Source organism: Rhodococcus sp. 14-1411-2a, from assembly GCF_002259485.1.
In the GTDB taxonomy this organism is placed as follows: domain Bacteria; phylum Actinomycetota; class Actinomycetes; order Mycobacteriales; family Mycobacteriaceae; genus Rhodococcoides.
The window spans coordinates 131677-156245 of record NZ_NPGA01000019.1 but is presented as its reverse complement, the minus strand read 5'-3'; the positions used below and the strand labels follow the sequence as shown (position 1 = coordinate 156245).

Sequence of the window (24569 nt, the reverse complement as noted above, 5' to 3'; positions counted from 1 at the left end):
ATTCTAGTGGCCGAGGATTCGGGGCATCGACACCCTCTCGCCCAGCACGTGCTGGGCCAGGAACGCCAGCACCACCTCGTACCAGACCTTGGCGTGTTGAGGACTCAGAATCCAATGGTTCTCGGCCGGGAAGTAGAGAAAACGGTGCGAGGTGTTGCCCTCGTCGTCGGCGGGCAGGCCGGATTCGCTGAGCAGTTCGTACCACAGCCGTAGGCCCTCGCCGATGGGCACGCGATAGTCCTTGTCGCCGTGGATCACCAGCATCGGCGTCGCGATGTCCGCGACGAACAGGTGCGGGGAGTTCTCGACCGCCATCTCCGGAGACATTTCCCGCGCCCAGTACCACGGTGCATCGGTCGTCGGGCCGAATTGATCGAGCGCCCACAGGCTCGCATGGGTGACGATGGCGTCGAACCGATCGGTGTGTCCGGCGATCCAGTTGGCCATGTAACCGCCGAAAGATCCGCCCATCGCCGCGGTGCGGGTCTCGTCGATCTCGGGTAGCGCGACCGCGACGTCGGTCAAGGCCATCAGATCGGTGAACGGAGCCTTGCCCCACGCTCCCCAGCCTCGCTGTACGAACTCTTGGCCGTACCCGGTGGACAGCGCCGGATCCGGCAGCAGCACGGCGTACCCGCGGGCGACCATCAGCCATGGATTCCACCGCCACGACCAGGTGTTCCACGAGCCGAGCGGGCCACCGTGCACCCACAGCAGCAGCGGTGCGGGTGTCGCGTCCGAGGCACCCTCGGGCAGCGCCAGCCAGCCGCGCACCCGGGCACCGTCGTCGACGACGGTGTCGATCTCGGTGAGAGTTCCGGGCACCGGGCAGCGGTCGACGGAGGTGTCGAGGTCGTCGACGGTGCCGTCGGACAGGTCGATCGAGACCGGATGCGGGGCGGCGAGATAGGACGCGGCTAGGGCCAGCACCCTGGTTCCGTCCGAGGACACGTGGACGTGGGTGTACGCGTCGTTCGTGTTCGTCAGCCGACGCGGCTCCGCGCCCTCACGCACGACGAAGATCGGGGACCGGCCGTCGTCGTCCGCGGTGACCAATACTCCCGACCCGTCCGGCAGCCACACCGGGTCGATCGGCCACCGATCCCAGCCGGGAGCGAGATCGACGACCGAAGCCGACTCGAAATCGTAGCGCTGCAGCGTCATTCGAGGCGCGTCCTCGGGAGTGGAGAGCGATTCACGCACGAACACCACGGACGTGCCGTCCGGCGAGATCGCAGGCGCGCCCAGGTCGGCATCGACGTCGTCGACGATCGTCGTGCGCTCCCCCGTCGCGGTGTCGATACGCACCAGCACCGTCCGCACGGTCGCCAGAGCGCCGGGGACGGACCAGGTGGACACGACGAACGAACCGTCGGCACCGACATCGAAGGCCGCTTCGTGCAACGCGCCGGCCGCATCCGGCGTCAGATCGCGCAGTCCGGTCGAACCGTCCGACGATCCCGCGAACAGGTGCGGCGTCGCAGGCCCCAGATCGTGATCCCAGAAACGCACCGGGACTCCGGTGTGCAGAATTGCATCCACCTTGTTCGCCTTGCGCTCGGTGCGCAGGGCGTCGTCGTCCTCATCGGTGCTCGACGATCCGAACACCGGCGAGAGCCCGACGAGCCCGAATCCGGAACGCGCAGTTCGGACCTCGCTCAGACCGGCGGCCCTGGTCTCGAGAACGCGCGCCTCACCGCCCGAGGCAGGCAGAATCCACAGCCGAGCCGGATCGTCCTTGCTCGATGTGCGAGAGAACAACAGATCGCCCGCCGAGGTGAACACCGGAGCACCCTCACCCCACTCGCCGTGGGTGATGCGCCGGGCGGGCGAACCGCCGTCGACATCGATCTCCCACAACGACGTTCGGTACTCGGTCCGCGAATCGTCCAGTGCGGCAACCACGACCACCGCCCGTGAGAAATCTTGCGATGCAGCCAGGCCCGTGACCCTGCGGGCTCCGATGTACTCGTCGACGTCGTCGTACATACTCATCCCGCGAGCCTAGCTTTGCCGGTCGAGTTCAGTCCTCGCCGAGGTCCTCGCGCAGCTGAGCGAGCGTGCGAGCCAGGATTCGCGAGACGTGCATCTGCGAAATCCCCACCTTCTCCGCGATCTGAGTCTGGGTCATCGAACCGAAGAATCGGAGCACGACGATTCGACGCTCACGCTCGGGCAACTTCTCGAGTGCAGGCCGCACCGCGAGGTAGCTCTCCATCTTCTCGAGTTCGGGATCGTCGGCACCGAGGGTGTCCATCAGCGGCAACCGATCCTCGCTGACCACCGAGTCGACCGAAACGGTCTGATACGCGCTGCGCGCAAGCAAAGCCTGCGAAGCTTCCTTGACGTCGATCCCCAGTTCGGCCGCGATCTCGCTCGCGGTCGGAGCTCGGCCGAGCTTCTGCGAGAGCGATCCCACCGCCTGGGAGATCATCGAGTTCAGTTCCTTCATGCGCCGCGGCACTCGAACCGACCATCCGGCGTCGCGGAAGTAGCGGCGAGCTTCGCCCATGATCGTGGGCACGGCGAACGACACGAAGTCCGAACCGCGTTCGATGTCGAATCGGTCGACCGCGTTCACCAGACCGAGACGTGAGACCTGCAGCAGGTCCTCGTGTGCTTCGCCGCGGCCGCCGAAGCGGCGTGCGATGTGTTCTGCGAGAGGCAGGCAGCGGGTGATGATGCGATCGCGCAGCACTCGGCGCTGCGGTGAATTCTCGTCGAGCGCCTGCATCTGCTGGATCAGCGCGACAACGTCGCTGTAATCGTCGGACTCTCGCCGTGTGCTTCGTTCGTGCGGCACAGGCACTAGACCTTGCTCCTCCGCTTGACCACGTCGATCGCGACCGTGTGACCGGCATCGCCCTCGACGGGGTCGTCGGAGCGCAGCTCGATGGCGTCGGTCAGCGTCTGCAGCACGTGCCAGCCGAAGCTGTCCTTCTTCGGCACGGATGTGGGTGCCAACGTGGAGGTGACGACGATCCGGATTCCGGAGTCGCTCACCGCAAACGTGCACGAGAGCTCTGCATCGGTGACCGAGCCCTTGATCAACTGCGAACACACCTCGTCCACGACCAACTTCACGTCGGCGATGTCGTCGAGCGTGAAGTCGCTGAGCACTGCGAGGGTTTCGGCGACCGCGCGGACCACCGGAAGCTGGTCGGCCTCGGCGCGCACCCTCAGCTCGACCGGTGCACCGGAACCTCGCTCCAGTTCTTCGATCTTGCTGACCCCAGCCATCCGCACTTCCTATCGTCGCCGAGCAGTCGTTTTACCGTTCGCCGACCCAGACTACCCAGCTCGGCATGTTTCAATCCTGGCAGTCGAGCAACCGGGCCCGCACATCGTTCGAATCGCAGCGGTGGCCGGTGAACGAAGCCCCGGCCGGCATGACGCGGGCGCGGCGAACTGGCACGATCATCGGTGTGGACTACTCGCAGGCACTTCGCTCTCTCGCCCGACGCCTCGGCACATCGACCTCGTACCGAGGCTGGGACGACACCGAACACGAAGTGAGTGACGACACCCTGCGTCAGGTGCTCGCCGCGCGCGGCTACGCAACCGAATCGACCGAGGACGTCGACCGAGCTCTGGCCGACATCGAGAACGCGCCGTGGCGGCGCCTGCTTCCGCCGGTGGTGGTGGCCACGCAGGGCACCGATGCCGTGGTGTGGGTCCATGTGCCACACGGCAATCCGGTCGAGGTCTCGATGGTCTCCGAGGACGGCGAGACCATCGAGGTGACCCAGGCCGACGTCTGGGTCGATCCCCGTGAGGTCGACGGCCGCCTCATCGGTCGTGCCACGTTCGTCGTTCCGAGCAGTGCACCGCTCGGTTGGCACAGCCTGACCGCGACGACGATCAGCGAGGACAACACGGTCCGGACGTCGGACACGGTTGTGGTGGTCACTCCGAAGTCGTTGTCACCCAACGCAGAACTGGCAGATCGGCAGCGGACGGGCTTGCTCACCCAGCTGTATTCGGTGCGATCGAGACGATCTTGGGGAATCGGCGATCTCGGTGATCTCGAGGACATGGCCGACATCGTCGGCCGCGAGCACGGCTTCGACTATCTCCTCGTCAATCCGCTGCACGCCGACCGACCCACCACACCGGTCGAGGCGTCGCCCTATCTGCCGACCACCCGTCGGTTCTTCAACTCGCTCTACATCCGAGTGGAGAACATTCGTGAAACCGCGCTGCTGTCACCGGAACAGTTCGGCAAGGTCCGGAAAGCGGCGAAGCGGTTCGACAAGGCCAACAAGCGAACCGGAAAGCTGAACAGAGACTCGACCTTCACGGCGAAACTGCGTGCCCTGGAACGTGTTCACAAGGTGGAACGGAGCCCGGCGCGCGAATCCGCATTCCGAGCGTTCGTCGAACGCGAGGGTTCCGGACTGCGCGATTTCGCGGTGTGGAGCGCCCTGGCGGAGAAGTTCGGACCCGAGAATTCGGCCTGGACCGACAAGGCAGCACACCCGCGGACCGACTTCGTGCTCGAACAGCGCACCAAGCTCGCCGAGCGCATCGACTTCCACATGTGGCTGCAGTGGATCTGCGACGAGCAGTTGGCCGCCGCGCAACGCTCGGCACTCGATGCTGGGATGGACATCGGCATCATGCACGACCTCGCCGTGGGCGTGGCGCGCGGCGGAGCCGATGCCTGGGCGCTCGGTGACGTATTGGCGTCGGGAGTCACGGTGGGCGCGCCGCCGGACAACTTCAACCAGCAGGGCCAGAACTGGAACCAACCCCCGTGGGATCCCGACCGACTACGCGAACTGGCGTACGTCCCCTACCGCGACATGCTGCGCACGATCCTTCGTCATGCCGGCGGTATCCGCGTCGACCACATCCTGGGTCTGTTCCGCCTGTGGTGGATTCCGCAGGAGGCCGAGAATGCCGGCGGCGGAACGTATGTCGAGTACGACCACGAGGCGCTGATCGGCATCCTGGCCCTCGAGGCCGAGCGGGCAGGCGCGGTGGTGGTCGGCGAGGATCTCGGTGTCTTCGAGCCGATGGTGCAGGAGTACCTCACCGAGCGCGGCATCTTCGGCACCTCGATCCTGTGGTTCGAAGCGGACGAATCCGGGCCCATTGCACCCGAGGACTACCGCACCCTGTGCCTGACGTCGGTGACCACACACGATCTGCCCCCGACGGCCGGATACCTCGAGGGGGAACACATCGACCTGCGGTCCCGTCTCGGCCTGCTCGAACGAGACATCGAGGCCGAGAAGGACATCGACGCAGCCAAGCGCGAGGCCGTTCTCGACCTGGCGCGCGAGCGCGGATTGCTCGGCGCCGACGCCGACAACCACGAGACGGTGGAAGCTCTGCATCGCCTCGTCCAGCGCAGCCCGTCCCTGCTGATCGGTGTCGCTCTCGTCGACGCCGTCGGCGAACACCGAATTCAGAACCAGCCCGGTACCGACGAAACCCAGTACGAGAACTGGAAGATCCCGTTGGCCGACGCGAAAGGCAAGCGTGTGCTCGTCGACGACCTCATCGATCACCCGCGCCTGGTCTCGTTGGTGAGCGCAATGGCCGACCGAGTCGACGGCCCGACGACACCGGGGTCCACAATCGAAGAATGAGTCACCCACGTCACCGCGAATCCGGCCGATACTGATGGGCCGCATCACCACCCGCAGGCCCGTTGTCCGACTCCGAGGTGAGCACCGCGTCGAACGTCCGGACACCCTCGTGGTGGAGGAGCCGCTCGAGTTGCGGGTGAACGGCGCAGCGCTGGCCGTCACCATGCGCACTCCCGGCCACGACGTCGAGCTCGCTCACGGGTTCCTGCTGACCGAGGGTGTGATCGCCTCGGGTGCCGACATCGCAGCGGCTCGCTACTGCGACGGGGTCGACGACGACGGTGCGAACACCTACAACGTCCTCGATGTCACCCTGGCCGCGGGTGTCGCTCCGCCGGAGACCGGCGTCGAACGCAACTTCTACACGACGTCCTCGTGTGGGGTGTGCGGAAAGGGATCGTTGGACGCAATTCGCCTGCGCACCAAGCATTCCCCCGTGGCCGATTCCGTCGTCGTGAACTCGGACACTCTCACCGGGCTACCCGACACGTTGAGGGCTGCGCAGAAGGTCTTCGATACGACCGGCGGCCTGCACGCCGCCGCCATGTTCACTGCGGACGGCGAGATGCTCGTCCTGCGTGAGGATGTCGGTCGCCACAATGCCGTCGACAAGGTCGTCGGCTGGGCGGTGACCAACGATCGAATTCCCCTGCAGGGCACGGTGCTGATGGTCAGCGGCCGCGCCTCGTTCGAGTTGGCACAGAAGGCGGTGATGTCCGGAATACCGATTCTCGCGGCGGTCTCGGCCCCGTCCTCGCTGGCGGTCGACCTCGCGACCGAATCCGGTCTGACGGTCGTCGGCTTCCTCCGCGGCCGGTCGATGAACATCTACTCCCACGCCGACCGCGTTCTCGTCTCAGACGGTAGTGCCTGAGTCGTTCCGCAGGCTCCACTCCTGACCGGCGTCGACCAGTAGTTCGGCCGCGGTCGCGTTCCTGACCTCGTCCACGGACACGCCCGGTGCGGTCTCGACGAGACGGAGACCGTTCTCGGTGACGTCGAGAACGGCCATGTCCGAGATGATCCTGTGTACGCAGCCCTTACCGGTCAGCGGCAGGGTGCACTGCTCCAGAATCTTCGGCTCGCCCTTGCGGGAGACGTGCTCCATCATCACGATGACGCGTCTCGCTCCGTGCACCAGATCCATCGCGCCACCCATGCCCTTGACCATGTGCCCGGGAATCATCCAGTTCGCCAGATCACCGGTGGCGCTGACCTGCATCGCCCCCAGTACGGCGACGTCGACCTGGCCGCCGCGGATCATTCCGAACGACTGCGCGGAATCGAAGTAGGACGCACCGGGAAGGACCGTGATGGTCTCCTTGCCCGCGTTGATGATCTCCGCGTCGAGTTCGTCCTCGGTGGGATACGGTCCGACGCCGAGCACCCCGTTCTCCGAATGCAGGATCACCGAGACGTCGTTGGGGATGTAGTTGGGCACGAGGGTCGGCATGCCGATGCCGAGATTGACGTACTGACCGTCGCTGAGCTCCTGTGCCACCCGTGCCGCCATCTGTTCGCGGGTCATCTTCTCGCTCATGCTCGTACCGTCCTCTGCTCGATGCCGACCTCGACCGGTCCGACGTGGACCACCCGCTGTACGTGGATACCCGAGGTGTGCACCTCGTCGGGTCCGATCTCACCCGGCTCGACGAGATGCTCGACCTGCGCGATGGTGATGCGTCCCGACTCCGCGGCGGGCGGATTGAAGTTTCGCGCACTGGCGTGGAACACCAGGTTCCCGTGACGGTCCCCCTTCCACGCGTGCACGAGCGCATAATCTGCGACGATTCCGCGCTCCATCACGTAGGTGACGCCGTCGAACTCGCGTGTCTCCTTCGGCGGACTGGCCAGTGCGATTCCGCCGCTACCGTCGTAGCGCAGTGGCAATCCCCCGTCGGCGACCTGGGTGCCGACGCCTGCGGGGGTGAAGAACGCGGGGATCCCGGCACCGCCTGCGCGCAGCCGCTCGGCAAGCGTGCCCTGCGGAGTGAGCTCGACTTCGAGTTCTCCGGACAGGTACTGCCGTGCGAATTCCTTGTTCGAGCCCACGTAGGAGCTGATGGTTCTCCGAATGCGGTGCTGCATCAACAGAACGCCGAGACCGAAGCCATCGGTTCCGCAGTTGTTGCTGATGGTCTCCAGATCTGTCGCACCCTGCGCGAGCACGGCGTCGATCAGTATTTCCGGCACTCCGACCAATCCGAATCCCCCGACGGCGATCGAGGACCCATCAGGGATGTCCGCTACGGCTTCGGTGGCGCTGGCCACGACTTTGTCCAACATGAGATGCACGCTACAGCATTCTGTGCGGAATATGAACAGTTTGCCACAATGCGAACACTTCGCTATTCTGGCTGTTGCGTAGATCACCCACGATCGTGAGGAACCGTCGATGCTTCATCTCCCGCCCGAGTACCGGGACCAATCGGGTGTCCATGCCCCACGCGACTTCCCCGAGTACCGGACCACCGCCCTTCGGCATCCGGCACAGCCACTGACCCTGCTCCCCCAGCGACTCACCGAGATCACCGGACCGGTACTGGGCGAGGGACGAGTCACCGCCGCCGACGCAGACCTCACCCTGGCGAACGACGGTGAGGCGCAGGGGCAGCGGATCATCGTGCACGGCCGGGTGCTCGACAGCGACGGCAAGGCGATTCCGAACACCCTCGTCGAGGTGTGGCAGGCCAACGCAGGCGGTCGATACCGGCACACCGGTGACCGGTGGCCAGCACCACTGGATCCGCACTTCAACGGCACCGGTCGCGTTCTCACCGATGCCCAGGGCAGGTATCGCTTCACCACGATCAAGCCGGGCGCGTATCCGTGGGGCAATCACCACAACGCATGGCGGCCCGCTCACATTCACTTCTCCCTGTTCGGCCAGGCGTTCACCCAGCGCCTCGTGACACAGATGTACTTCCCGGACGACCCCATGTTCTTCCAGGATCCGATCTTCAACGCCGCCCCCGAGGACTCGCGGGCCCGAATGATCGGCGCGTTCGATTACGAGGCGACACAGGACAACTGGGCCCTCGGATTTCGATTCGACATCGTGCTCCGCGGCCGAAACGCCACCCCCTTCGAGGAAGACGACCACGATGACTGATCCCGAGTTCGCCCCGCGCTACCCCGTGGTCGCCGGAGCCGATTTCACCACCGCCTCCTTCGGGCAGACACCGTCGCAGACCGTGGGCCCGTACGTGCACATCGGATTGTTGTGGCCCGACGGCGAAAACGTGGTGCCGCCGGGCACCGAAGGCGAGATCACCGTGTCGTTCACACTGATCGACGGAGCCCGAAACCCCATGTCCGACGCCATGATCGAGACCTGGCAGGCCGACGGCGACGGCCGGTTCGATCACCCCGACGATCCGCGTGGCGCGGTGCCGTCTCGCATCGCAGGCTTTCGCGGCTTCGGGCGAGCGTTCGCCGACGAGACCGGAACGATGACGATCACGACGATCAAGCCGGGACCGCTTCCCGCCGAGAACGGTGCTGTGGAGGCACCGCACATCGACGTCGGGATCTTCGCCCGCGGGATGCTCGAGCGGGTCGTGACGCGGGTGTACTTTCCCGACGAGACCGAGGCCAACGAGCTCGATCCGGTGTTGTCCGCCGTGCCGGAGCACAAGCGTGCCAGACTCGTCGCAGCACCGGTGCACGGTGGGTACCACCTCGACATCGTGCTGCAGAACACCGATCCGGACGGCGACGAGACTCCGTTCTTCGCGCTGTGACACACCGATGGCGAGAGGGGACGATGGAATCCGAGCGAGGGGCACTGTTCGATCCGACGTTCGGTAGCGACGCGCTCGCACCGCTCGTGGGCGACCGGGCTTGGGTGACAGCGATGTTCGCCGTCGAGGCGGCGCTCTCGAGGGCCGCAGCAACGGTCGGTCTCGTGGAGGCCGGTCACGCCGAGATCGTCACCACCACCGCGACCGAACTCGGGGCGAACCTGGACATCGCGCGGCTCGGAGCAGATGCCGCGGCCGGGGGTAATCCGGTGATCCCGCTGGTGAAGATTCTTCGGAACGTGGTGGCCGAGGCCGCGGTTCCTGCCACGGCAGTGCATCCCGGTGCCACCAGCCAGGACATCATGGACACCGCGCTGATGCTCCTCTCCCGCGACGCGCTCGGTGTGATCGAGGCCTCGCTCGACGCTGCGAGTGCGGCCGCGAGAAGTCTGGCCCTGACCCATCGCACCACCCCGATGGCGGCCCGCACTCTCGGCCAGCAGGCCTTGCCCACCACCTTCGGCCTGGTGGCTGCGAACTGGTTCTCGGGGCTGCGTCGCGCGCGGACCGGAGTCGCAGCCGTTCGACGCGCATGCACCGTCCAGTACGGCGGCGCTGCAGGCACTCTCGCCGCCGTGCATCCACACGGACCGGCCGTCGCCGCCGCGCTCGCCGTCGAACTGGGGTTGGCTCGACAGACCGCGCCCTGGCACACCGACCGCACCGCGATTGCCGATATTGCGTGCTCGTTGGGTGTCGCAGCAGGAACGATCGGCAAGATCGCCGGGGACATCGTGTCGATGTCCGCCACCGAGCTGGGCGAGGTCTCGGAGGACGCGCCCGGCGGATCGTCGGCGATGCCGCACAAGCGCAATCCCGTTGCCGCCGTCACGGCTCGCGCTGCGGCCCGGCGCGTCCCGGGTGCGGTGGCCACCGTGCTCTCCAACATGGACCACGAACACCAGCGCGCCGCTGGAGCGTGGCATGCCGAGTGGGAGACGATCACCGATCTGCTCCGCCTCACCGGTGGTGCCGCCCACCGAATCACGCAGAGCCTGAGCGGGTTGCACGTTCATCCCGAGGAAATGGCCCGCAATCTCGACGCGACGGGCGGAGCGCTGCTCGCCGAACGTGTCACCGCGGCATTGGCAGCGCACACCGAGCAGGCCCGCGAAATCGTCACTGCGCGATGCGCGACGGGAGCGCCGCTGGACAGCGACCCTGCCATCACGGCATTCCTGCCACCGTCGACGGTGCGCGAACTACTCGACCCGGCCGCGTATCTCGGCCACGCACCCGAGCTGGTCGACGCGATCCTCGCCGAGCACGACCTCGACACCGAACACACCACAGATTCGAAGGATTCACGATGACTGTCGCACTTGCTCACGAACGCATCGAAGGACCGAGCGCCGACGCGGAGACCGTCGTGCTGATCGGTTCGCTCGGCTCCGACCGATCGATGTGGAACCCGCAGATCGGAACTCTGTCCGCCGCCGTTCACGTTCTCGCCGTCGACCTTCGCGGGCACGGACGATCACCGGTGCCACCCGGTCCCTATTCGGTGGCCGAACTCGCCGAGGACGTGGTGGCGCTGCTGGATTCACTCGAGGTGAACCGTGTGCACCTCGTCGGTCTGTCCCTCGGCGGTGCGGTCTCGCAGTGGATCGCCATCCATCGTCCGGAGCGAGTGCGGACTCTGACACTGCTGTGCACCTCGGCTAAGTTCGGTGAGCAGGCGCAATGGCTCGACCGTGCCGCGGCGGTCCGGGCGGCGGGCACGGCGTCGCTGGCCGATGCCGTACTCGAGCGCTGGTTCACCCCCGAACTGGCCGCGCGCGACGCCGATCTCGTCGAGCGTCATCGCCGGATGATCGCCGACACGTCCGACGAGGGCTACGCAGCATGCTGTGAGGCGTTGTCCGAGTGGGATTCTCGTTCGGATCTGAACCGGATCACCGCTCCGACCCTGGTGATCGCGGGCCGGCAGGATCCCTCGACCACCCCCGAGGACCTGAAGATCATCGCCGACGGCGTCGCCGGATCGACGTTCCGAGTTCTCGACCCGGCCGCTCATCTGGCCAACGTGGAGCAAGCCGGGCCCGTCACCGCGGCCGTTGCCGCACACATCGGGTCGGACGCGTATGCCGTCGGACGCGCAGCGGCCCACGATGCCGGTATGACGGTGCGGCGCAGCGTCCTCGGCGATGCGCATGTCGACCGCAGCATCGCCGGCCGCACCGAGTTCACCGCACCGTTCCAGGATTTCATCACCCGTACCGCATGGGGTGACATCTGGAACCGACCGGGACTCGATCACCACACCCGCAGACTGCTGACCCTGGCGATCCTGACGGCCGTGGGCAATCAGCACGAACTCGACATGCACATCCGCGCAGCGCTGCGCGCCGGACTGGAACCGGACGAACTGGCCGAAGTCTTCTTGCACACTGCCGTGTATGCGGGAGTTCCGAACAGCAACAGCGCATTCGCTCTGGCGAACGCAGCCATCGCCGAGTCCTCCGCCGAGACCGAATCGGGTACCTCGTGAACCCCGCGGAATCACCGCCGCCGTCCTCGGACTACGTCCAGTCGCTCGGCCGTGGCCTCGCGGTGATCCGAGCCTTCGACGCCGAGCATCCGCGTCGAACACTCTCCGATGTCGCCCGAGCAACCGACCTCACCCGCGCCACTGCCCGACGGTTCCTGCTCACACTCGTCGAACTCGGCTACGTCCGTACCGACGGCTCCATGTTCTGGCTCACCCCGCGGGTGCTCGAACTGGGCTACAGCTACCTGTCGAGCCTGTCCCTCCCGGAAGTGTCGGGGCCGCATCTGGAAGCTCTCGCCGAACGGGTCCGAGAATCGTCCTCGGTCTCGATTCTCGACGGCGACGACGTCGTGTACGTCGCCCGAGTTCCGGTCAGCCGCATCATGACCGTCGGCATCAACATCGGCACCCGATTCCCTGCATTCGCGACATCGATGGGACGAGTGCTGCTCGCCGGTCTACCGGCCGACGAACTCGCCGCCTACCTCGATAGAGTCCGGCTGACTCCGCTCACCGGGAAGACGATCACCACTGCCGACGCACTCGGACGCGAACTCGAACGCGTACGGACCGACGGCTTCTGTCTGGTGGATCAGGAACTCGAAGAGGGCCTGCGATCGATCGCGGCTCCCATCCACGACAGCAACGGGACGGTCGTCGCTGCGGCGAACGTCTCCACCCAGGCTGCGCGTCATACCGCCGACGCAGTCCGCACCGAACTACTCCCGGCCTTGCTCGACGCCACCCGCGCCATCGAGACCGACCTGCTCCGGGTGAGTACCGGACCCAACGACAGACGAGGAACCACCCATGCCTGACGCCGTCATCTGCGAACCCCTTCGGACCCCGGTCGGCCGCTTCGGCGGTCAGTTCCGCGATATCTCCGCCCAGGCCCTGGCCGCCACCGTCATCGCCGAACTCGTTGCCCGAACCGGCATCTCCGGTGCCGACATCGACGACGTCATCCTGGGCCAGGCATCCCCCAACGGCGACGCACCGGCGATCGGACGCATCGCCGCGCTCGATGCAGATCTGGGTATCGACGTCCCCGGGATGCAGGTCGACCGACGCTGCGGCTCCGGTCTGCAAGCAGTACTGCAGGCGTGCATGCAGGTGCAGTCCGGCGGTAACGATCTGGTTCTGGCGGGCGGCGTCGAGAGTATGAGTCAGACGGAGTTCTACGCCACCGGCATGCGCTGGGGCGTCAAGGCCGAGGCCGTGGCCCTGTCCGACCGACTCGCCCGAGCGCGAGTGACCGCGGGCGGCAAGAACTTTCCGGTTCCCGGCGGCATGATCGAAACCGCGGAGAATCTGCGCGCGGAGTTCTCGATCGCCCGCGCCGATCAGGACGCACTCGCAGTGCAGTCTCACCAGCGCGCAGTCGCTGCGCAGAACAGCGGCGTGTTCGCCGAGGAGATCGTGGGAGTGTCGGTCCCCCAACGTAAATCGGATCCGATACTCGTCACCACCGACGAGCATCCCCGTGCCGACACCACCCTCGAGTCGTTGGCGAAGTTGAAGGCGATTCGTGCGTCGATCGACCCCGAGTCGACGGTCACGGCCGGAAATGCCAGCGGACAGAACGACGGTGCCGCCATCGCGATCGTCACCACCCCGGAAAAGGCTGCAGCACTGGGTCTTCGGCCGCTGGCCAGACTGGCCGGCTGGGGTGTCGCCGGCGTCGCTCCGCGCACCATGGGTATCGGACCGGTACCGGCCAGCGAGAAGGCGCTCGGACGCCTCGGACTGAGCCTGGACGACATGGGCATCATCGAACTCAACGAAGCGTTCGCCGCTCAGGCTCTCGCCGTCACTCGGTCGTGGGGCATCGAGTCCGACGATCCTCGGCTGAACCCACACGGTTCCGGCATCTCGCTCGGCCATCCCGTCGGTGCCACCGGAGCCCGCATCCTGGCGACGCTGTTGCGCGAGATGGACCGACGGGAAGTCCGCTACGGACTCGAGACCATGTGCATCGGCGGCGGACAGGGACTTGCGGCGGTGTTCGAGCGAATCGGCTGATCACCGATCAGTACTGCAGTTGCGCCGCCAGTCGCACAGCCGAATTGGTCTCCCCGTAGCCCTCGTAGCCACCCACTCGCTGGACCACCTCGAAGAACAGGTCGTCACCCACGGTTTCGGTGAAGAAGTGGAAGAACTCACCGCCGGTCCCGTCCGCGTCGTACAGGATCCCGAGGCGCTGCATCGCGTCCAACGTCTCGGAGCCGAGTCCGAATCGCGCGTCGAGATCGCGATAGTAGTTGGGCGAGATCCGCAGCGGGGTGAGGCCGCGTTCGGTCATCGCACTCGCAGCGGCGTAGATGTCCTCGCACCCGAACGCCACATGTCCGACGCCTCCGCGCCGGGCCGCGGGCAGAGGGTCCGAGTCCGACGGGCGGCCGGGAACCATGTTGAGCGAGAGTCGAATAGTGCCGTTGGCCGTGGCGAGGGTGAGTGCTCGGCTACGAACCAGGCCGATCGCGTCGACGACGTCCTGGCCCTCGTGCGGCACCATGCCGAATACCGAGCGCAGCAGCAACATCACGCCGTCCCAGCTCTCGGCAGGCACGGCGAGGGCGATGTGATCCACGTGCGAGACGCACGCCCGGTTCTCCTGCACCACCTTGGGTGCCAGGTCGAATGCCGATTGCCAGGCACCCGCGCTGTGGCGGGTTCGGAGGTCCAGCGACGTCGCACCGGTCACGGCCAGACGTACCACTGCGTCGGTGGCGTCGGCCACGCCGGGCATGGAGACGGTGGACGCGGTGACTCCCAGCGCACGAGCTCGAGTCAGCCACAGATCCGGCCGCTCGCTGCGAATCCCGATCTGGGCCAACGCCGGTAGGTGAGCCGGAACGCCGGGCGCGGTCCACAGCGTGTCCACCGTGGTGTCGACGGCGACCGCCAGCGGCCCCTGGGTGAACAGGCTGAGTCCGTGTTCGCTGTGTGCTGCGGTCAGATCGAAGCCCAGGTGTCGCAGTGTCGTACCCAGTTGCGCTGCCTTCGCAGGCCCTGCTGCGATTCGCAGGGAGACGACGTTCTCGATCGGACCGGGCGGTGGCGGCGCGAAGAGATCGTTACCGGCAGAGGGTGTTTCGACGTCGCGCACCTGCTCCTGGAGGTACAGCAGCGATCGATGCGCGTCGGATGCCGTGCGGCCGGTGTCGGAGTGACGGAAGACGTCGTTGAAGATTTCGAGCGACCACGGGCCGGAGTACCCGGAGGCAGCGACATCGGCACCGAACCGCGCCAGATCGAAGCTGCCCTGCCCGGGAAAGCACCGGTGATGCCTGCTCCACTGCAGTACGTCCATCACCAGGTGCGGCGCGTCGGCCAGCTGGAGGAAGAAGATCTTCTCGCCGGGGATCTCTCGAATGCCTGCGGAATCGTCTCCGCGGGACAGGATGTGGAAGCTGTCGAGGCACGTTCCCAGAGCGGGATGATCGACCTGCCGGACGATGTCCCAGGCATGGCGGTAGGTGCTCACGTGGGCACCCCACGCCAACGCCTCGTACGCCAGTCGCATTCCGCGCCGATGCGCACGCTCGGCGAGGGTTGCCATCTGTTCGACCAGCAAGGCGTCGTCACGGACGGCACCGGCCAGCGGCGAGGAGCAGACCAACAGCAGATCGCACCCCAACTGTTCCATGACGTCGAATTTGTGCTCGGCGCGAACGAGGTTGCGGGCGAACTGTTCCGGATCGGCCGAGTCGGCGTCGCGAAAGGGCTGATACAGATCGAGGGTCAGACCGAGGTCGGCTGCCTTCTTAGCGATGTCCGCGGGAAGATCCGGAGAGCTGATCAAGTCCGGCTCGAACACCTCGAAGCCGTCGAACCCCGCATCGGCGATGGCACGCATCTTCTCGTCCAGCGAACCACTGAGCGATACCGTTGCCACCGATGTGGCGATGTGCGTCATGCGAGAACACCTGCGGCGGCGCGATCCTCCAGCGCGATCAACGCACTCATGTGGGCGATCATTCGATCGGCGTCGGCGATGCGTCCGGTGAATATCTCGAATGCGTCGGCGGCCTGGAACACTGCCATTCCGGTTCCGCTGAGCGTTCGGCACCCGACTCGGGATGCGGCAGCGAGCAACTCGGTCTCGGCCGGTCGATACACGACCTCGGCAACCCACATCCGCGGATGCAGGAGTGCCTCGGGCACAGCAGATCCGGGGTGTTCGACCATTCCGATCGGGGTGGCGTGCACCAGGCCGGTTGCGGTGTCGAGGACGGCGGCGAGCCGGTCGAGTCCTGCCGAGACAATGTCGACGTCCGGGAACATCACCGACAGGGAATCTCGGAGTTGTCGAGCCCGAAGCGGATCGGCATCGACGAGAGTGAGCCTGCCTGCGCCGCGTCGGGCCATCGCGTAGGCAACGGCCGCCCCTGCTCCCCCGGCACCGAGTTGCACCACGTCACCGATGTCGGCACCGGGTAATCCGCGACCGAAGTTGCGGTCGAATCCGGACCAGTCGGTGTTGTGGCCGACGGCACGGCCGTCGGCGAACAAGACGGTATTGACGGCTCCGAGTCGGGCGGCGTCCTCGGAGAGCCCGTCGAGAGTGGAGATGACGCGCTGCTTGCACGGGTGCGTGATGTTGAGTCCTCGAAATCCGAGGTCCGCGGCGGTCGAGACGAGACGGGGCAGATCTTCGACGGTCAGTCCACGGCTGTCCAGATCGATGATTCGGTACTGGTAGGTCAGCCCGTGCTCGGCACCCTCCCGTTCGTGCATCGCGGGAGTGAGCGACTTGCCGATGCCCGTCCCGATCAGTCCGCAGAGCAGGGATTCCGGCATGTCGATCTCCTCGGGCCTAATGTACGAATTGGTGAATTAGCTCGACGGTACTACGCCTCCGCCTCACGCCCAACCCTTTTGCCGCAATCGGTGCCGATAGAGTTGATCCATGGCTCCGCGCGCAACCGACACGTCCGACGACAGCAGTGGACCCACCGTCAAGCGTCGACGCAACAGCGACCTGACCCGGCACAACATCCTCGAGGTGGCCACCGAGGAGTTCGCGGACAAGGGCTTCGCCGGGGCGCGCATCGACGAGATCGCCGAGCGCACGCATACGACGAAGCGGATGCTGTACTACTACTTCACCGACAAGGAAGGCCTGTACAAGGCCGTACTCGAACGGTCGTACCTGCGCATTCGCGAGCGTGAACGAGACGTCGACGTCGAGGGCCTGGGACCGGTCGAAGCCATTCGGGCCATCGCCTCTCTGACGTTCGACCATCACGAGGAGAATCCCGACTTCATCCGTCTGGTCTCCACCGAGAACATCCTCCGCGGCGAACACATCTCCAGATCCGAGGCCTTGAGCAACCTCGGCAATCCCGCTGCGGAACTGCTGTCGAGCATCCTCGAGCGTGGACAGGCCGACGGGGTCTTCCGCACGGACGTCGATGCCCTCGACGTGCACATGACGATCAGCAGCTTCTGTGTGTTCCGTCTGTCGAACCGGTACACCTTCGAGGCCCTCTTCGGTCGCGACCTCACCGATCCCCGGCATCGAGAGCGCCTGCGCGCAATGCTCGGCGACATGATCATCGCGTTCCTGACCTCGCCTTCTCGCTGATTTTCGCGCTTGCGCGGTAGGTCTCGTCACTTCGGGGGTTGACACGTGGCATGGATCACGTTCAGTATTCAGGGGCACCCGGTGTTAACCATTTAGTACATTAGCGGTCCGATCGCCGAGAATGCGTCGTCGACCAGCGCCCGAGCTCCCCCGCCTCACGAAGAGAGACACGAGAACGATGGATTCGCACACCCCTGGCTCCCACCCGACGCCGCTTCGCCCCGGGGCGAACCCGCGCAAAGCGGCGACCGCCGCATGGGTCGGCAGCGCCCTCGAGTACTACGACTTCTTCATCTACGGCACTGCTGCCGCACTCGTCTTCGGCCGCGTGTTCTTCCCGGGGTCCAACCCGGCGACCGGAACCCTGCTGGCCCTGGCCACCTTTGGCGTCGGATACCTCGCACGGCCGCTCGGCGCGCTGGTCCTCGGCCACATCGGTGATCGCTACGGACGCAAGAAGGTCATGGTCGCCACCGTCCTGCTGATGGGTATCGCGACCCTCGGCGTCGGTGTCCTGCCCTCGTACGAATCCATCGGCATCGCCGCGCCCATCATCCTGGTGCTGCTTCGCCTGTGCCAGGGATTCTCGGCCGGCGGTGAGCAAGCCGGGGCCAACTCGATGACGCTCGAACACGCCCCGGACGACAGGCGCGCATTCTTCACCAGCTTCACCCTCAGCGGCACCCAGGGCGGACAGATTCTCGCCACCGCAGTGTTCCTGCCCGTCGCCATGCTCCCCGAGGAAGCACTGCTCAGCTGGGGCTGGCGAATCCCGTTCTTCCTCAGCGCTTTCGTCGTCGTAGCCGCCTTCGTCATCCGCCGATCGCTCGACGAGACCCCGGTCTTCGAGGAAGAAGTTGCGTCCACCGAACCGCAGCGCCTGCCCGTCGCCGAATTGCTCAGCAACCATCGCTCGGCCGTTCTTCGCGTGATGCTCGCCGCTGTCATCGCCTCCGTCAGCACCATCTTCACCGTCTACGCGCTGTCCTACGCCGTCAACACCGTCGGCCTCGAGCGCACCCCGATGCTGTGGGTGGGCGTTCTTGCCAACGTCGTCGCCCTCTTCGCATTGCCATTCTTCGGTGCCCTGTCGGATCGCATCGGCCGCAAGCCGGTGTTTCTGTTCGGCTCCATCGGCTGCGCGATCCTGATGTTCGGCTACCTGTGGTCGATCTCGAGCGGCAACTACGTCCTCATCTTCGTCTTCGGCATCGTGATGTTCGGCTTCGTGCACAGCGCCACCGGCGGCGTCTGGCCCTCGTTCTACGGTGAGATGTTCCCAGCCCGGGTTCGCCTGACCGGAACCGCACTGGGAACCCAGATCGGCTTCGCCATCGCAGGATTCGCGCCGACCATCGCAGGAGCGATCGCCGGAGCCGAGGTCGGCGCGTGGCTACCCGTCGCGATCGTCACCGCGGTCTTCTGCACCATCAACGTCGTCATCGTCGCCACGTCGAAGGAGACCTTCCGTACCCCCACCGACGAGCTCGGTCTTCGGACTCGCACCACCGACAGCGCACGCGCCGCGTCGGTCTGATCGAGATCGTGATCGACGCACTTCGACCTGCAGCGGCGGGCACCTGGACGGTGCTCGCCCTGCAGTATGCCACTCGAACGGCATTGCGCAGCACTCTCTTTCACCAACGCGACGAGCGCAGCACCGAAAGCCAGACGGTGGCCTACTACGTGTGGCTCGCTGTCTCGAAGACCCGCACGGTGTTGATCGACGCCGGAATGTCCCGGTCCACAGCCGAATCGAAGGACGGGCTCGACTATCACGGGTCACCCATCGAACTGCTCGGCGAACTGGGGCTGACACCGGATCACATCGACACCTGCATCCTGACCCACCTGCACTACGACCACACCGGGGTCGTCGCGGATCTCCCGTCTGCGCGATACGTGGTGCAGCGCAGAGAACTCGAATACTGGACCGGGCCGTGGGCCGCCCGCATCACCCGAGGACGGTGGCTGCACTCGCAGGCCGACACCGAACACATCCGAACCGCCGATCGCGGCACCCGGCTCGACCTCGTCGACGGCGATATCGACCTGTTCCCAGGGCTGTCGGTACACGCCGTCGGCGGACACACCGCAGGCATGCAGGTGGTCAGAGTGCACACCGACCGCGGCCCGGTGGTGTTGGCCTCGGACGCCAGTCATTTCTACGAGAACATCGAGGACGACAGCCCGTTCGCGATCCTGCACGCGCTGCCGGACATGTACGGAGCCTTCGATCGAATCCGTGAGCTCGCCGCCGACCCCGGCATTTTCGTACCCGGCCACGACCCGCTGGTATCGAGCCGATTTCCCGCCGTGACCGCCGCCCCCGGTGCGCACGCCGTGATCATCGGCTGACCACGACGAGAACGAAAAATCCCCGACCTCGCGGATGAGGTCGGGGATTCGTCGTTGTCCAGCAAATCGATCGGCCGTATCAGGCGGACTTGTCGCGGCGCTCCGGACGCTCGGGCTTGCGCGGCACGATGGTCGGCAGCACGTTGTCGTTCACCGTCTCGGCAGTCACGACGACCTTCTCGACGTCGTCGCGGCTCGGGATGTCGTACATCACCGGCAGCAGAACTTCCTCCATGATGGCGCGCAGTCCACGGGCACCGGTTCCACGGAGAATCGCCTGGTCGGCAATTGCTTCGAGGGCCTCGGTGGTGAACTCGAGCTCGACGCCGTCCATGTCGAACAGGCGTCGGTACTGCTTGACCAGCGCGTTCTTCGGCTCCGACAGAATCGTCACGAGCGATTCCTTGTCCAGATTCGTCACCGACGCGATCATCGGCAGTCGACCGATGAACTCGGGGATCAGACCGAACTTGATCAGATCCTCGGGCATGACCTCGGCGAAGTGATCCTGCGTGTCGATCTCGGCCTTGGAGCGAACCTCGGCTCCGAAGCCGAGCCCGCGCTTGCCGACCCGATCGGACACGATCTTCTCCAGTCCGGCGAACGCACCGGCCACGATGAAGAGCACGTTGGTGGTGTCGATCTGGATGAACTCCTGATGCGGATGCTTGCGACCGCCCTGCGGCGGCACGCTGGCCTGTGTTCCTTCCAGGATCTTGAGCAGCGCCTGCTGCACGCCTTCGCCGGACACGTCGCGCGTGATCGACGGGTTCTCGCTCTTGCGAGCGATCTTGTCGACCTCGTCGATGTAGATGATGCCGGTCTCGGCGCGCTTGACGTCGTAGTCCGCGGCCTGGATCAATTTGAGCAGGATGTTCTCGACATCCTCGCCCACGTATCCGGCCTCGGTGAGGGCGGTGGCGTCGGCGATGGCGAACGGCACGTTGAGCATCTTCGCCAGGGTCTGCGCGAGGTACGTCTTTCCGCACCCCGTCGGTCCGAGCATCAGGATGTTCGACTTCGCCAGTTCGACCGATTCACCGCGCACGTCGCGCGCCTTGTCACCGGCCTGGATGCGCTTGTAGTGGTTGTAGACCGCAACGGCCAACGTGCGCTTGGCAGCGTCCTGACCGATCACGTAGTTCTCGAGAAAGTCCTTGATCTCGGAGGGCTTGGGGAGGTCGTCGAGCTTGACTTCGCTCGACTCGGCCAACTCCTCTTCGATGATCTCGTTGCACAGGTCGATGCACTCGTCGCAGATGTACACCCCTGGTCCAGCGATGAGCTTCTTGACCTGCTTCTGGCTCTTGCCGCAGAAGGAGCACTTCAGCAGATCGCCACCGTCACCGATGCGTGCCATTCGGAGGTTCCTACTTCCTTGTCCGCGTACGACCCACGCCGACCGGGTGTGGCCGAAACCTTCGTGGGCTACTTCTCGGTCTGTCGTCATGCCGACTTCGGTCGACCGAGTTCTTGGATGCGACGGTACCCGTGTTCGCCGAACATGGGCGGGTTGTTTCCGGTGATTCGCCACCCGATTTCACCGATTGCGCCATTCGGGTCGCCGATCGCGACCGCCGGGTGGAGTTCTGCACTCACACCCGGCGTCGGATTCTTCTGCCGGACCTACACGGTCCGACCGGTGGTAGTCGCTCTGCTACTTCTGGGCAGAGAGCTTGCGGTACTCGAACACGGTGTCGATGATCCCGTAGTCCTTGGCCTGTTCCGCGGTGAGGATCTTGTCGCGATCGGTGTCCTTGCGGATGACGTCGGGATCCTTGCCGGTGTGGCGGCCGAGGGTGGTCTCCATGAGTCGACGCATGCGCTCGATCTCGGCGGCCTGGATCTCCAGGTCGGACACCTGGCCCTGAATTCCACCGCTCGACGGCTGATGAATCAGCACGCGTGCGTTGGGCAGTGCTGCACGCTTACCGGGAGTGCCGGCGGCGAGCAGGACGGCCGCGGCAGACGCAGCCTGGCCGAGGCAGACGGTCGCGACATCGGCACGGACGTACTGCATCGTGTCGTAGATCGCCATCAGCGAAGTGAACGATCCACCGGGCGAGTTGATGTACATCGTGATGTCTCGATCGGGATCGAGGCCCTCGAGCACCAGCAGCTGCGCCATGACGTCGTTGGCGGACGCGTCGTCGACCTGGACGCCGAGGAAGATGATGCGCTCCTCGAACAGCTTGTTGTACGGGTTCGATTCCTTCACGCCGTAGCTGGAGTGCTCGACGAAGGAGGGCAGGATGTATCGGGAGGACGGCAGCTGATTGGGGTCGAACAGGTTTGTCATCGTTTCTCCAAGATGTAAGTGATCGAGGGTCGCCGGGAGCGGCCGAATTACTCGCCGATTCCGCCGGCCTGCCGCGCACGGCTGACGACGTGATCCACGAACCCGTATTCCTTGGCGGCCTGCGCCGTGAACCAGCGGTCACGATCGGAGTCTTCGGTGATCTGCTCGACGGTCTGACCCGTGTGCAGGGCGATCAGCTCTGCCATCTCGCGCTTGGTGTGCGCGAACTGCTCGGCCATGATGGCGATGTCGGAGGCGCTGCCGCCGATACCGGCCGAGGGCTGGTGCATCATGATGCGCGCGTGCGGCAGGGCGTAGCGCTTGCCCTTGGCACCGGCCGAGAGCAGGAACTGACCCATCGAGGCCGCCAGACCCATTCCGTAGGTCGCGATGTCGCACTCGGCGAATTCCATCGTGTCGAAAATGGCCATACCCGCGGTGACCGAGCCACCGGGCGAGTTGATGTACAGCGCGATGTCGCGAGTGGGGTCCTCGGCCGAAAGCAGCAGGATCTGAGCGCACAACTTGTTGGCGATGTCGTCGTCGACCTGGGTACCGAGGAAAATGATGCGGTTTTGAAGCAGACGCTCGTACACGGAGTCGCTGAGATTCAGCCCTGCTGCAGCCGAAGTCATGACGGGACTCTGCTGGTGCGAAGCCGCCGGATTCTGAACAGTCACGGTACCTGCCTTTTCCATAACAAATCGTTGGTTCCTGACACAGACACTAACGAAAGACGGCGGCTCCGGAGTCCCGGAACCGCCGTCGTTCGCTGTGAGCGTTACTTCTCTTGTTCGCCCTCGGAAGAATCTGCTGCTTCGACCTCGTCGGGAGCATCGGCGGGGCTGCCGAACAGCTCTGCGGTGTCGACGGTCGCGCCGGTGGTGTCGGTCACGTTGACGCGCTCGACGACCGAAGCCAGTGCCTTACCGCGCTTGACATCGGCGAACACGGCACCGAGCTGGTTGGCCTGCTGCACCTGCTGAATGAACTGCTCGGGCGGCATGCCGTAGCGCTGCGCCTGGAAGATGATCCGCTCGGTGAGCTCTTCCTGCCCGACCTGCGTGTTCTCGGCCTCGGCGATCGCATCGAGAAGGAGCTGGGTACGCACCGACTTCTCGGCACCTTCCTTGACGTCCTTGTCGAATTCCTCGCGGCTCGAACCCTGCGACTCGAGCAGCTCGGCCAGTGCTTCCTCGTTGTGGTCGAGGCCGTGAATGGCCTCGTGCACCTGGGAATCGACCTCGGCCTTGACGACGGCCTCGGGAGCCGGAATCTCGAGCGTGTCGAGCAGGGTCTCGAGCACCTTGTCGCGGATCTGACCGGCCTGCTCGACCTTCGCGACTCGCTCGACGCGCGTCTTCAGGTCGGCGAGCAGTTCGTCGAACGTGTCGAACTCGCTGGCCAGCTGGGCGAACTCGTCGTCGGCCTCGGGCAGCTCGCGCTCCTTGACGGAGACGACCTTGACCGTGACGACGGCTTCCTTACCTGCGTACTCACCGGCGACCAGGGTCGAGGTGAACTCCTTCGACTCGTCCGCGGAGACGCCGATGATCGCGTCGTCGAGTCCGTCGATGAGCTGGCCGGAGCCGACCTCGTGGGACAGTCCGCTCGCGGTTGCCTCTTCGACGTTCTCGCCGTCGACGGTGGCCGAGAGATCGATCGAGACGAAGTCGCCCGACTGGACGGGACGATCGACACCGGTCAGGGTGCCGAAACGCTGGCGCAGCGACTGCAGCTGCTCGTCGACGGCCTCGTCCTTGATCTCGAGCGGATCGACGACGACGCTGATGGTCGAGTAGTCGGGCAGATCGATCTCGGGACGAACGTCGACCTCGGCGGTGAACGTGAGCTCGGTGCCGTCCTCGATCTTGGTGATCTCGATCTCGGGCTGGCCGATGACCTTGACCTTCTCGTTGGTCACGGCCTCGGAGTAACGGGCGGGAAGAGCGTCGTTGACGACCTGCTCGAGAACTGCCCCGCGGCCGACGCGCGCTTCGAGCAACTTGGCCGGAGCCTTGCCGGGACGGAAGCCGGGGAGGCGGATCTGCTGAGCCAAAGCCTTGTACGCGCGGTCGAAATCAGGCTTGAGCTCCTCGAAGGGCACCTCAACGTTGATACGGACTCGCGTCGGGCTCAGCTGCTCGACGGTGCTCTTCACGGAACATGCTCCTTTGAGTAATTCTTGCTTGCTGGTGGTGCTTACGGTGCTGGCTTGCGGTCTTACCTCGCTCGCCGCGAACACGGCGAACCGTGCCTGCGGCCCTCATTTGTCGGGGTGACAGGAATTGAACCTGCGACCCTCCGCTCCCAAAGCGGATGCGCTACCAAGCTGCGCCACACCCCGTCGTACCCACACCATTGAACAGCAACCGATAGTAGCCCCCCATGGGCGCCCCACCGATGACGTTCGGCGGAACCGGTCGCGGCG

At 65.5% G+C, this 24569-nt stretch carries 22 protein-coding genes and 1 tRNA gene; 11 read left to right on the top strand and 12 right to left on the bottom strand.

Annotation, left to right across the window (positions count from 1 at the left end; translation table 11 throughout):
• Positions 1 to 3: 3 nt before the first annotated feature.
• The 3 genes from CH291_RS19400 to CH291_RS19390 are packed head-to-tail and all read right to left on the bottom strand — an operon-like array spanning position 4 to position 3240.
• Entirely contained in the window at positions 4 to 1995 is a 1992-nt protein-coding gene (locus CH291_RS19400) for a S9 family peptidase (RefSeq protein WP_094670667.1), read from the bottom strand.
• Positions 1996 to 2023: 28 nt separating this feature from the next.
• A complete protein-coding gene (locus CH291_RS19395; RefSeq protein WP_037193137.1) occupies positions 2024 to 2809 on the bottom strand; it encodes a SigB/SigF/SigG family RNA polymerase sigma factor in 786 nt (261 codons plus the stop codon).
• Positions 2809 to 3240, bottom strand: coding sequence for an ATP-binding protein (locus CH291_RS19390; RefSeq protein ID WP_068052491.1), 432 nt, complete (start codon positions 3238 to 3240; stop codon positions 2809 to 2811). Before CH291_RS19390 ends, CH291_RS19395 begins: the two co-directional genes overlap by 1 nt.
• A 149-nt stretch (positions 3241 to 3389) precedes the next feature.
• On the opposite strand from CH291_RS19390, the gene malQ reads away from it, so the two are divergent.
• Positions 3390 to 5597 (top strand): 4-alpha-glucanotransferase, encoded by a 2208-nt coding sequence (malQ, locus tag CH291_RS19385; protein WP_179276622.1) that lies wholly within the window; start codon positions 3390 to 3392, stop codon positions 5595 to 5597.
• A 34-nt stretch (positions 5598 to 5631) separates the two neighbouring features.
• Positions 5632 to 6471 (top strand): formate dehydrogenase accessory sulfurtransferase FdhD, encoded by an 840-nt coding sequence (gene fdhD / locus CH291_RS19380; RefSeq protein ID WP_094688397.1) that lies wholly within the window; start codon positions 5632 to 5634, stop codon positions 6469 to 6471.
• Here fdhD and CH291_RS19375 read toward each other — a convergent pair.
• On the bottom strand, positions 6454 to 7137 hold the full coding sequence (locus CH291_RS19375) for a CoA transferase subunit B (protein WP_068052496.1): 684 nt from the start codon (positions 7135 to 7137) through the stop codon (positions 6454 to 6456). The two genes, fdhD and CH291_RS19375, sit on opposite strands and share 18 nt — an antisense overlap.
• Positions 7134 to 7883, bottom strand: a complete 750-nt coding sequence (locus CH291_RS19370) for a CoA transferase subunit A (RefSeq protein ID WP_179272194.1) — start codon at positions 7881 to 7883, stop codon at positions 7134 to 7136. The genes CH291_RS19375 and CH291_RS19370 overlap by 4 nt, the downstream gene beginning before the upstream one ends.
• Positions 7884 to 7992: 109 nt before the next feature.
• Between CH291_RS19370 and pcaH the strand changes: the two genes are divergently transcribed.
• The 6 genes from pcaH to CH291_RS19340 are packed head-to-tail and all read left to right on the top strand — an operon-like array spanning position 7993 to position 13913.
• On the top strand, positions 7993 to 8709 hold the full coding sequence (gene pcaH, locus CH291_RS19365; protein WP_068052499.1) for a protocatechuate 3,4-dioxygenase subunit beta: 717 nt from the start codon (positions 7993 to 7995) through the stop codon (positions 8707 to 8709).
• Complete coding sequence (gene pcaG, locus CH291_RS19360; RefSeq protein WP_068052501.1) at positions 8702 to 9340, top strand: protocatechuate 3,4-dioxygenase subunit alpha; 639 nt, start codon at positions 8702 to 8704, stop codon at positions 9338 to 9340. The genes pcaH and pcaG overlap by 8 nt, the downstream gene beginning before the upstream one ends.
• 23 nt (positions 9341 to 9363) lie before the next feature.
• Positions 9364 to 10713 carry a 3-carboxy-cis,cis-muconate cycloisomerase gene (gene pcaB, locus CH291_RS19355; RefSeq protein WP_094670671.1) on the top strand — a complete coding sequence of 450 codons (1350 nt, stop codon included), beginning with the start codon at positions 9364 to 9366 and terminating at the stop codon, positions 10711 to 10713.
• The gene (gene pcaDC, locus CH291_RS19350) at positions 10710 to 11891 is read left to right on the top strand and encodes a bifunctional 3-oxoadipate enol-lactonase/4-carboxymuconolactone decarboxylase PcaDC (RefSeq protein ID WP_094688396.1); all 1182 of its coding nucleotides are present in this window, start codon (positions 10710 to 10712) and stop codon (positions 11889 to 11891) included. The genes pcaB and pcaDC overlap by 4 nt, the downstream gene beginning before the upstream one ends.
• Positions 11888 to 12709, top strand: coding sequence for an IclR family transcriptional regulator (locus CH291_RS19345; protein WP_094688395.1), 822 nt, complete (start codon positions 11888 to 11890; stop codon positions 12707 to 12709). Before pcaDC ends, CH291_RS19345 begins: the two co-directional genes overlap by 4 nt.
• On the top strand, positions 12702 to 13913 hold the full coding sequence (locus tag CH291_RS19340) for an acetyl-CoA C-acetyltransferase (RefSeq protein ID WP_068052519.1): 1212 nt from the start codon (positions 12702 to 12704) through the stop codon (positions 13911 to 13913). The genes CH291_RS19345 and CH291_RS19340 overlap by 8 nt, the downstream gene beginning before the upstream one ends.
• A 7-nt stretch (positions 13914 to 13920) precedes the next feature.
• Here the strand turns inward: CH291_RS19340 and CH291_RS19335 are convergent, their stop codons facing one another.
• Together CH291_RS19335 and CH291_RS19330 are read right to left on the bottom strand one after the other, a co-directional pair.
• On the bottom strand, positions 13921 to 15810 hold the full coding sequence (locus CH291_RS19335) for a sugar phosphate isomerase/epimerase and 4-hydroxyphenylpyruvate domain-containing protein (RefSeq protein ID WP_094688394.1): 1890 nt from the start codon (positions 15808 to 15810) through the stop codon (positions 13921 to 13923).
• A complete protein-coding gene (locus CH291_RS19330) occupies positions 15807 to 16694 on the bottom strand; it encodes a shikimate dehydrogenase (RefSeq protein ID WP_068052524.1) in 888 nt (295 codons plus the stop codon). Before CH291_RS19330 ends, CH291_RS19335 begins: the two co-directional genes overlap by 4 nt.
• Before the next feature lie 109 nt (positions 16695 to 16803).
• Here CH291_RS19330 and CH291_RS19325 point away from each other — a divergent pair, with 109 nt between their 5' ends.
• From CH291_RS19325 to CH291_RS19315, 3 genes are all read left to right on the top strand, one after another.
• Positions 16804 to 17481, top strand: coding sequence for a TetR/AcrR family transcriptional regulator (locus tag CH291_RS19325; RefSeq protein ID WP_068052526.1), 678 nt, complete (start codon positions 16804 to 16806; stop codon positions 17479 to 17481).
• A 178-nt stretch (positions 17482 to 17659) separates the two neighbouring features.
• Positions 17660 to 19018, top strand: a complete 1359-nt coding sequence (locus CH291_RS19320; protein ID WP_068052529.1) for an MFS transporter — start codon at positions 17660 to 17662, stop codon at positions 19016 to 19018.
• Positions 19019 to 19026: 8 nt separating this feature from the next.
• A complete protein-coding gene (locus CH291_RS19315; protein ID WP_256980912.1) occupies positions 19027 to 19839 on the top strand; it encodes an N-acyl homoserine lactonase family protein in 813 nt (270 codons plus the stop codon).
• Positions 19840 to 19918: 79 nt separating this feature from the next.
• Here the strand turns inward: CH291_RS19315 and clpX are convergent, their stop codons facing one another.
• The 5 genes from clpX to CH291_RS19290 all read right to left on the bottom strand — a co-directional run bounded on the left by clpX (position 19919) and on the right by CH291_RS19290 (position 24485).
• The gene (gene clpX / locus CH291_RS19310) at positions 19919 to 21199 is read right to left on the bottom strand and encodes an ATP-dependent Clp protease ATP-binding subunit ClpX (RefSeq protein WP_032394600.1); all 1281 of its coding nucleotides are present in this window, start codon (positions 21197 to 21199) and stop codon (positions 19919 to 19921) included.
• A gap of 297 nt (positions 21200 to 21496) precedes the next feature.
• Positions 21497 to 22138, bottom strand: a complete 642-nt coding sequence (locus tag CH291_RS19305; protein ID WP_008715342.1) for an ATP-dependent Clp protease proteolytic subunit — start codon at positions 22136 to 22138, stop codon at positions 21497 to 21499.
• A gap of 47 nt (positions 22139 to 22185) precedes the next feature.
• Positions 22186 to 22836, bottom strand: coding sequence for an ATP-dependent Clp protease proteolytic subunit (locus tag CH291_RS19300; protein ID WP_082898933.1), 651 nt, complete (start codon positions 22834 to 22836; stop codon positions 22186 to 22188).
• Between the two features lie 83 nt (positions 22837 to 22919).
• Positions 22920 to 24299 (bottom strand): trigger factor, encoded by a 1380-nt coding sequence (gene tig / locus CH291_RS19295; RefSeq protein ID WP_094640229.1) that lies wholly within the window; start codon positions 24297 to 24299, stop codon positions 22920 to 22922.
• 112 nt (positions 24300 to 24411) lie between these two features.
• Positions 24412 to 24485, bottom strand: a tRNA-Pro gene (locus CH291_RS19290).
• Between the last annotated feature and the right edge of the window lie 84 nt (positions 24486 to 24569).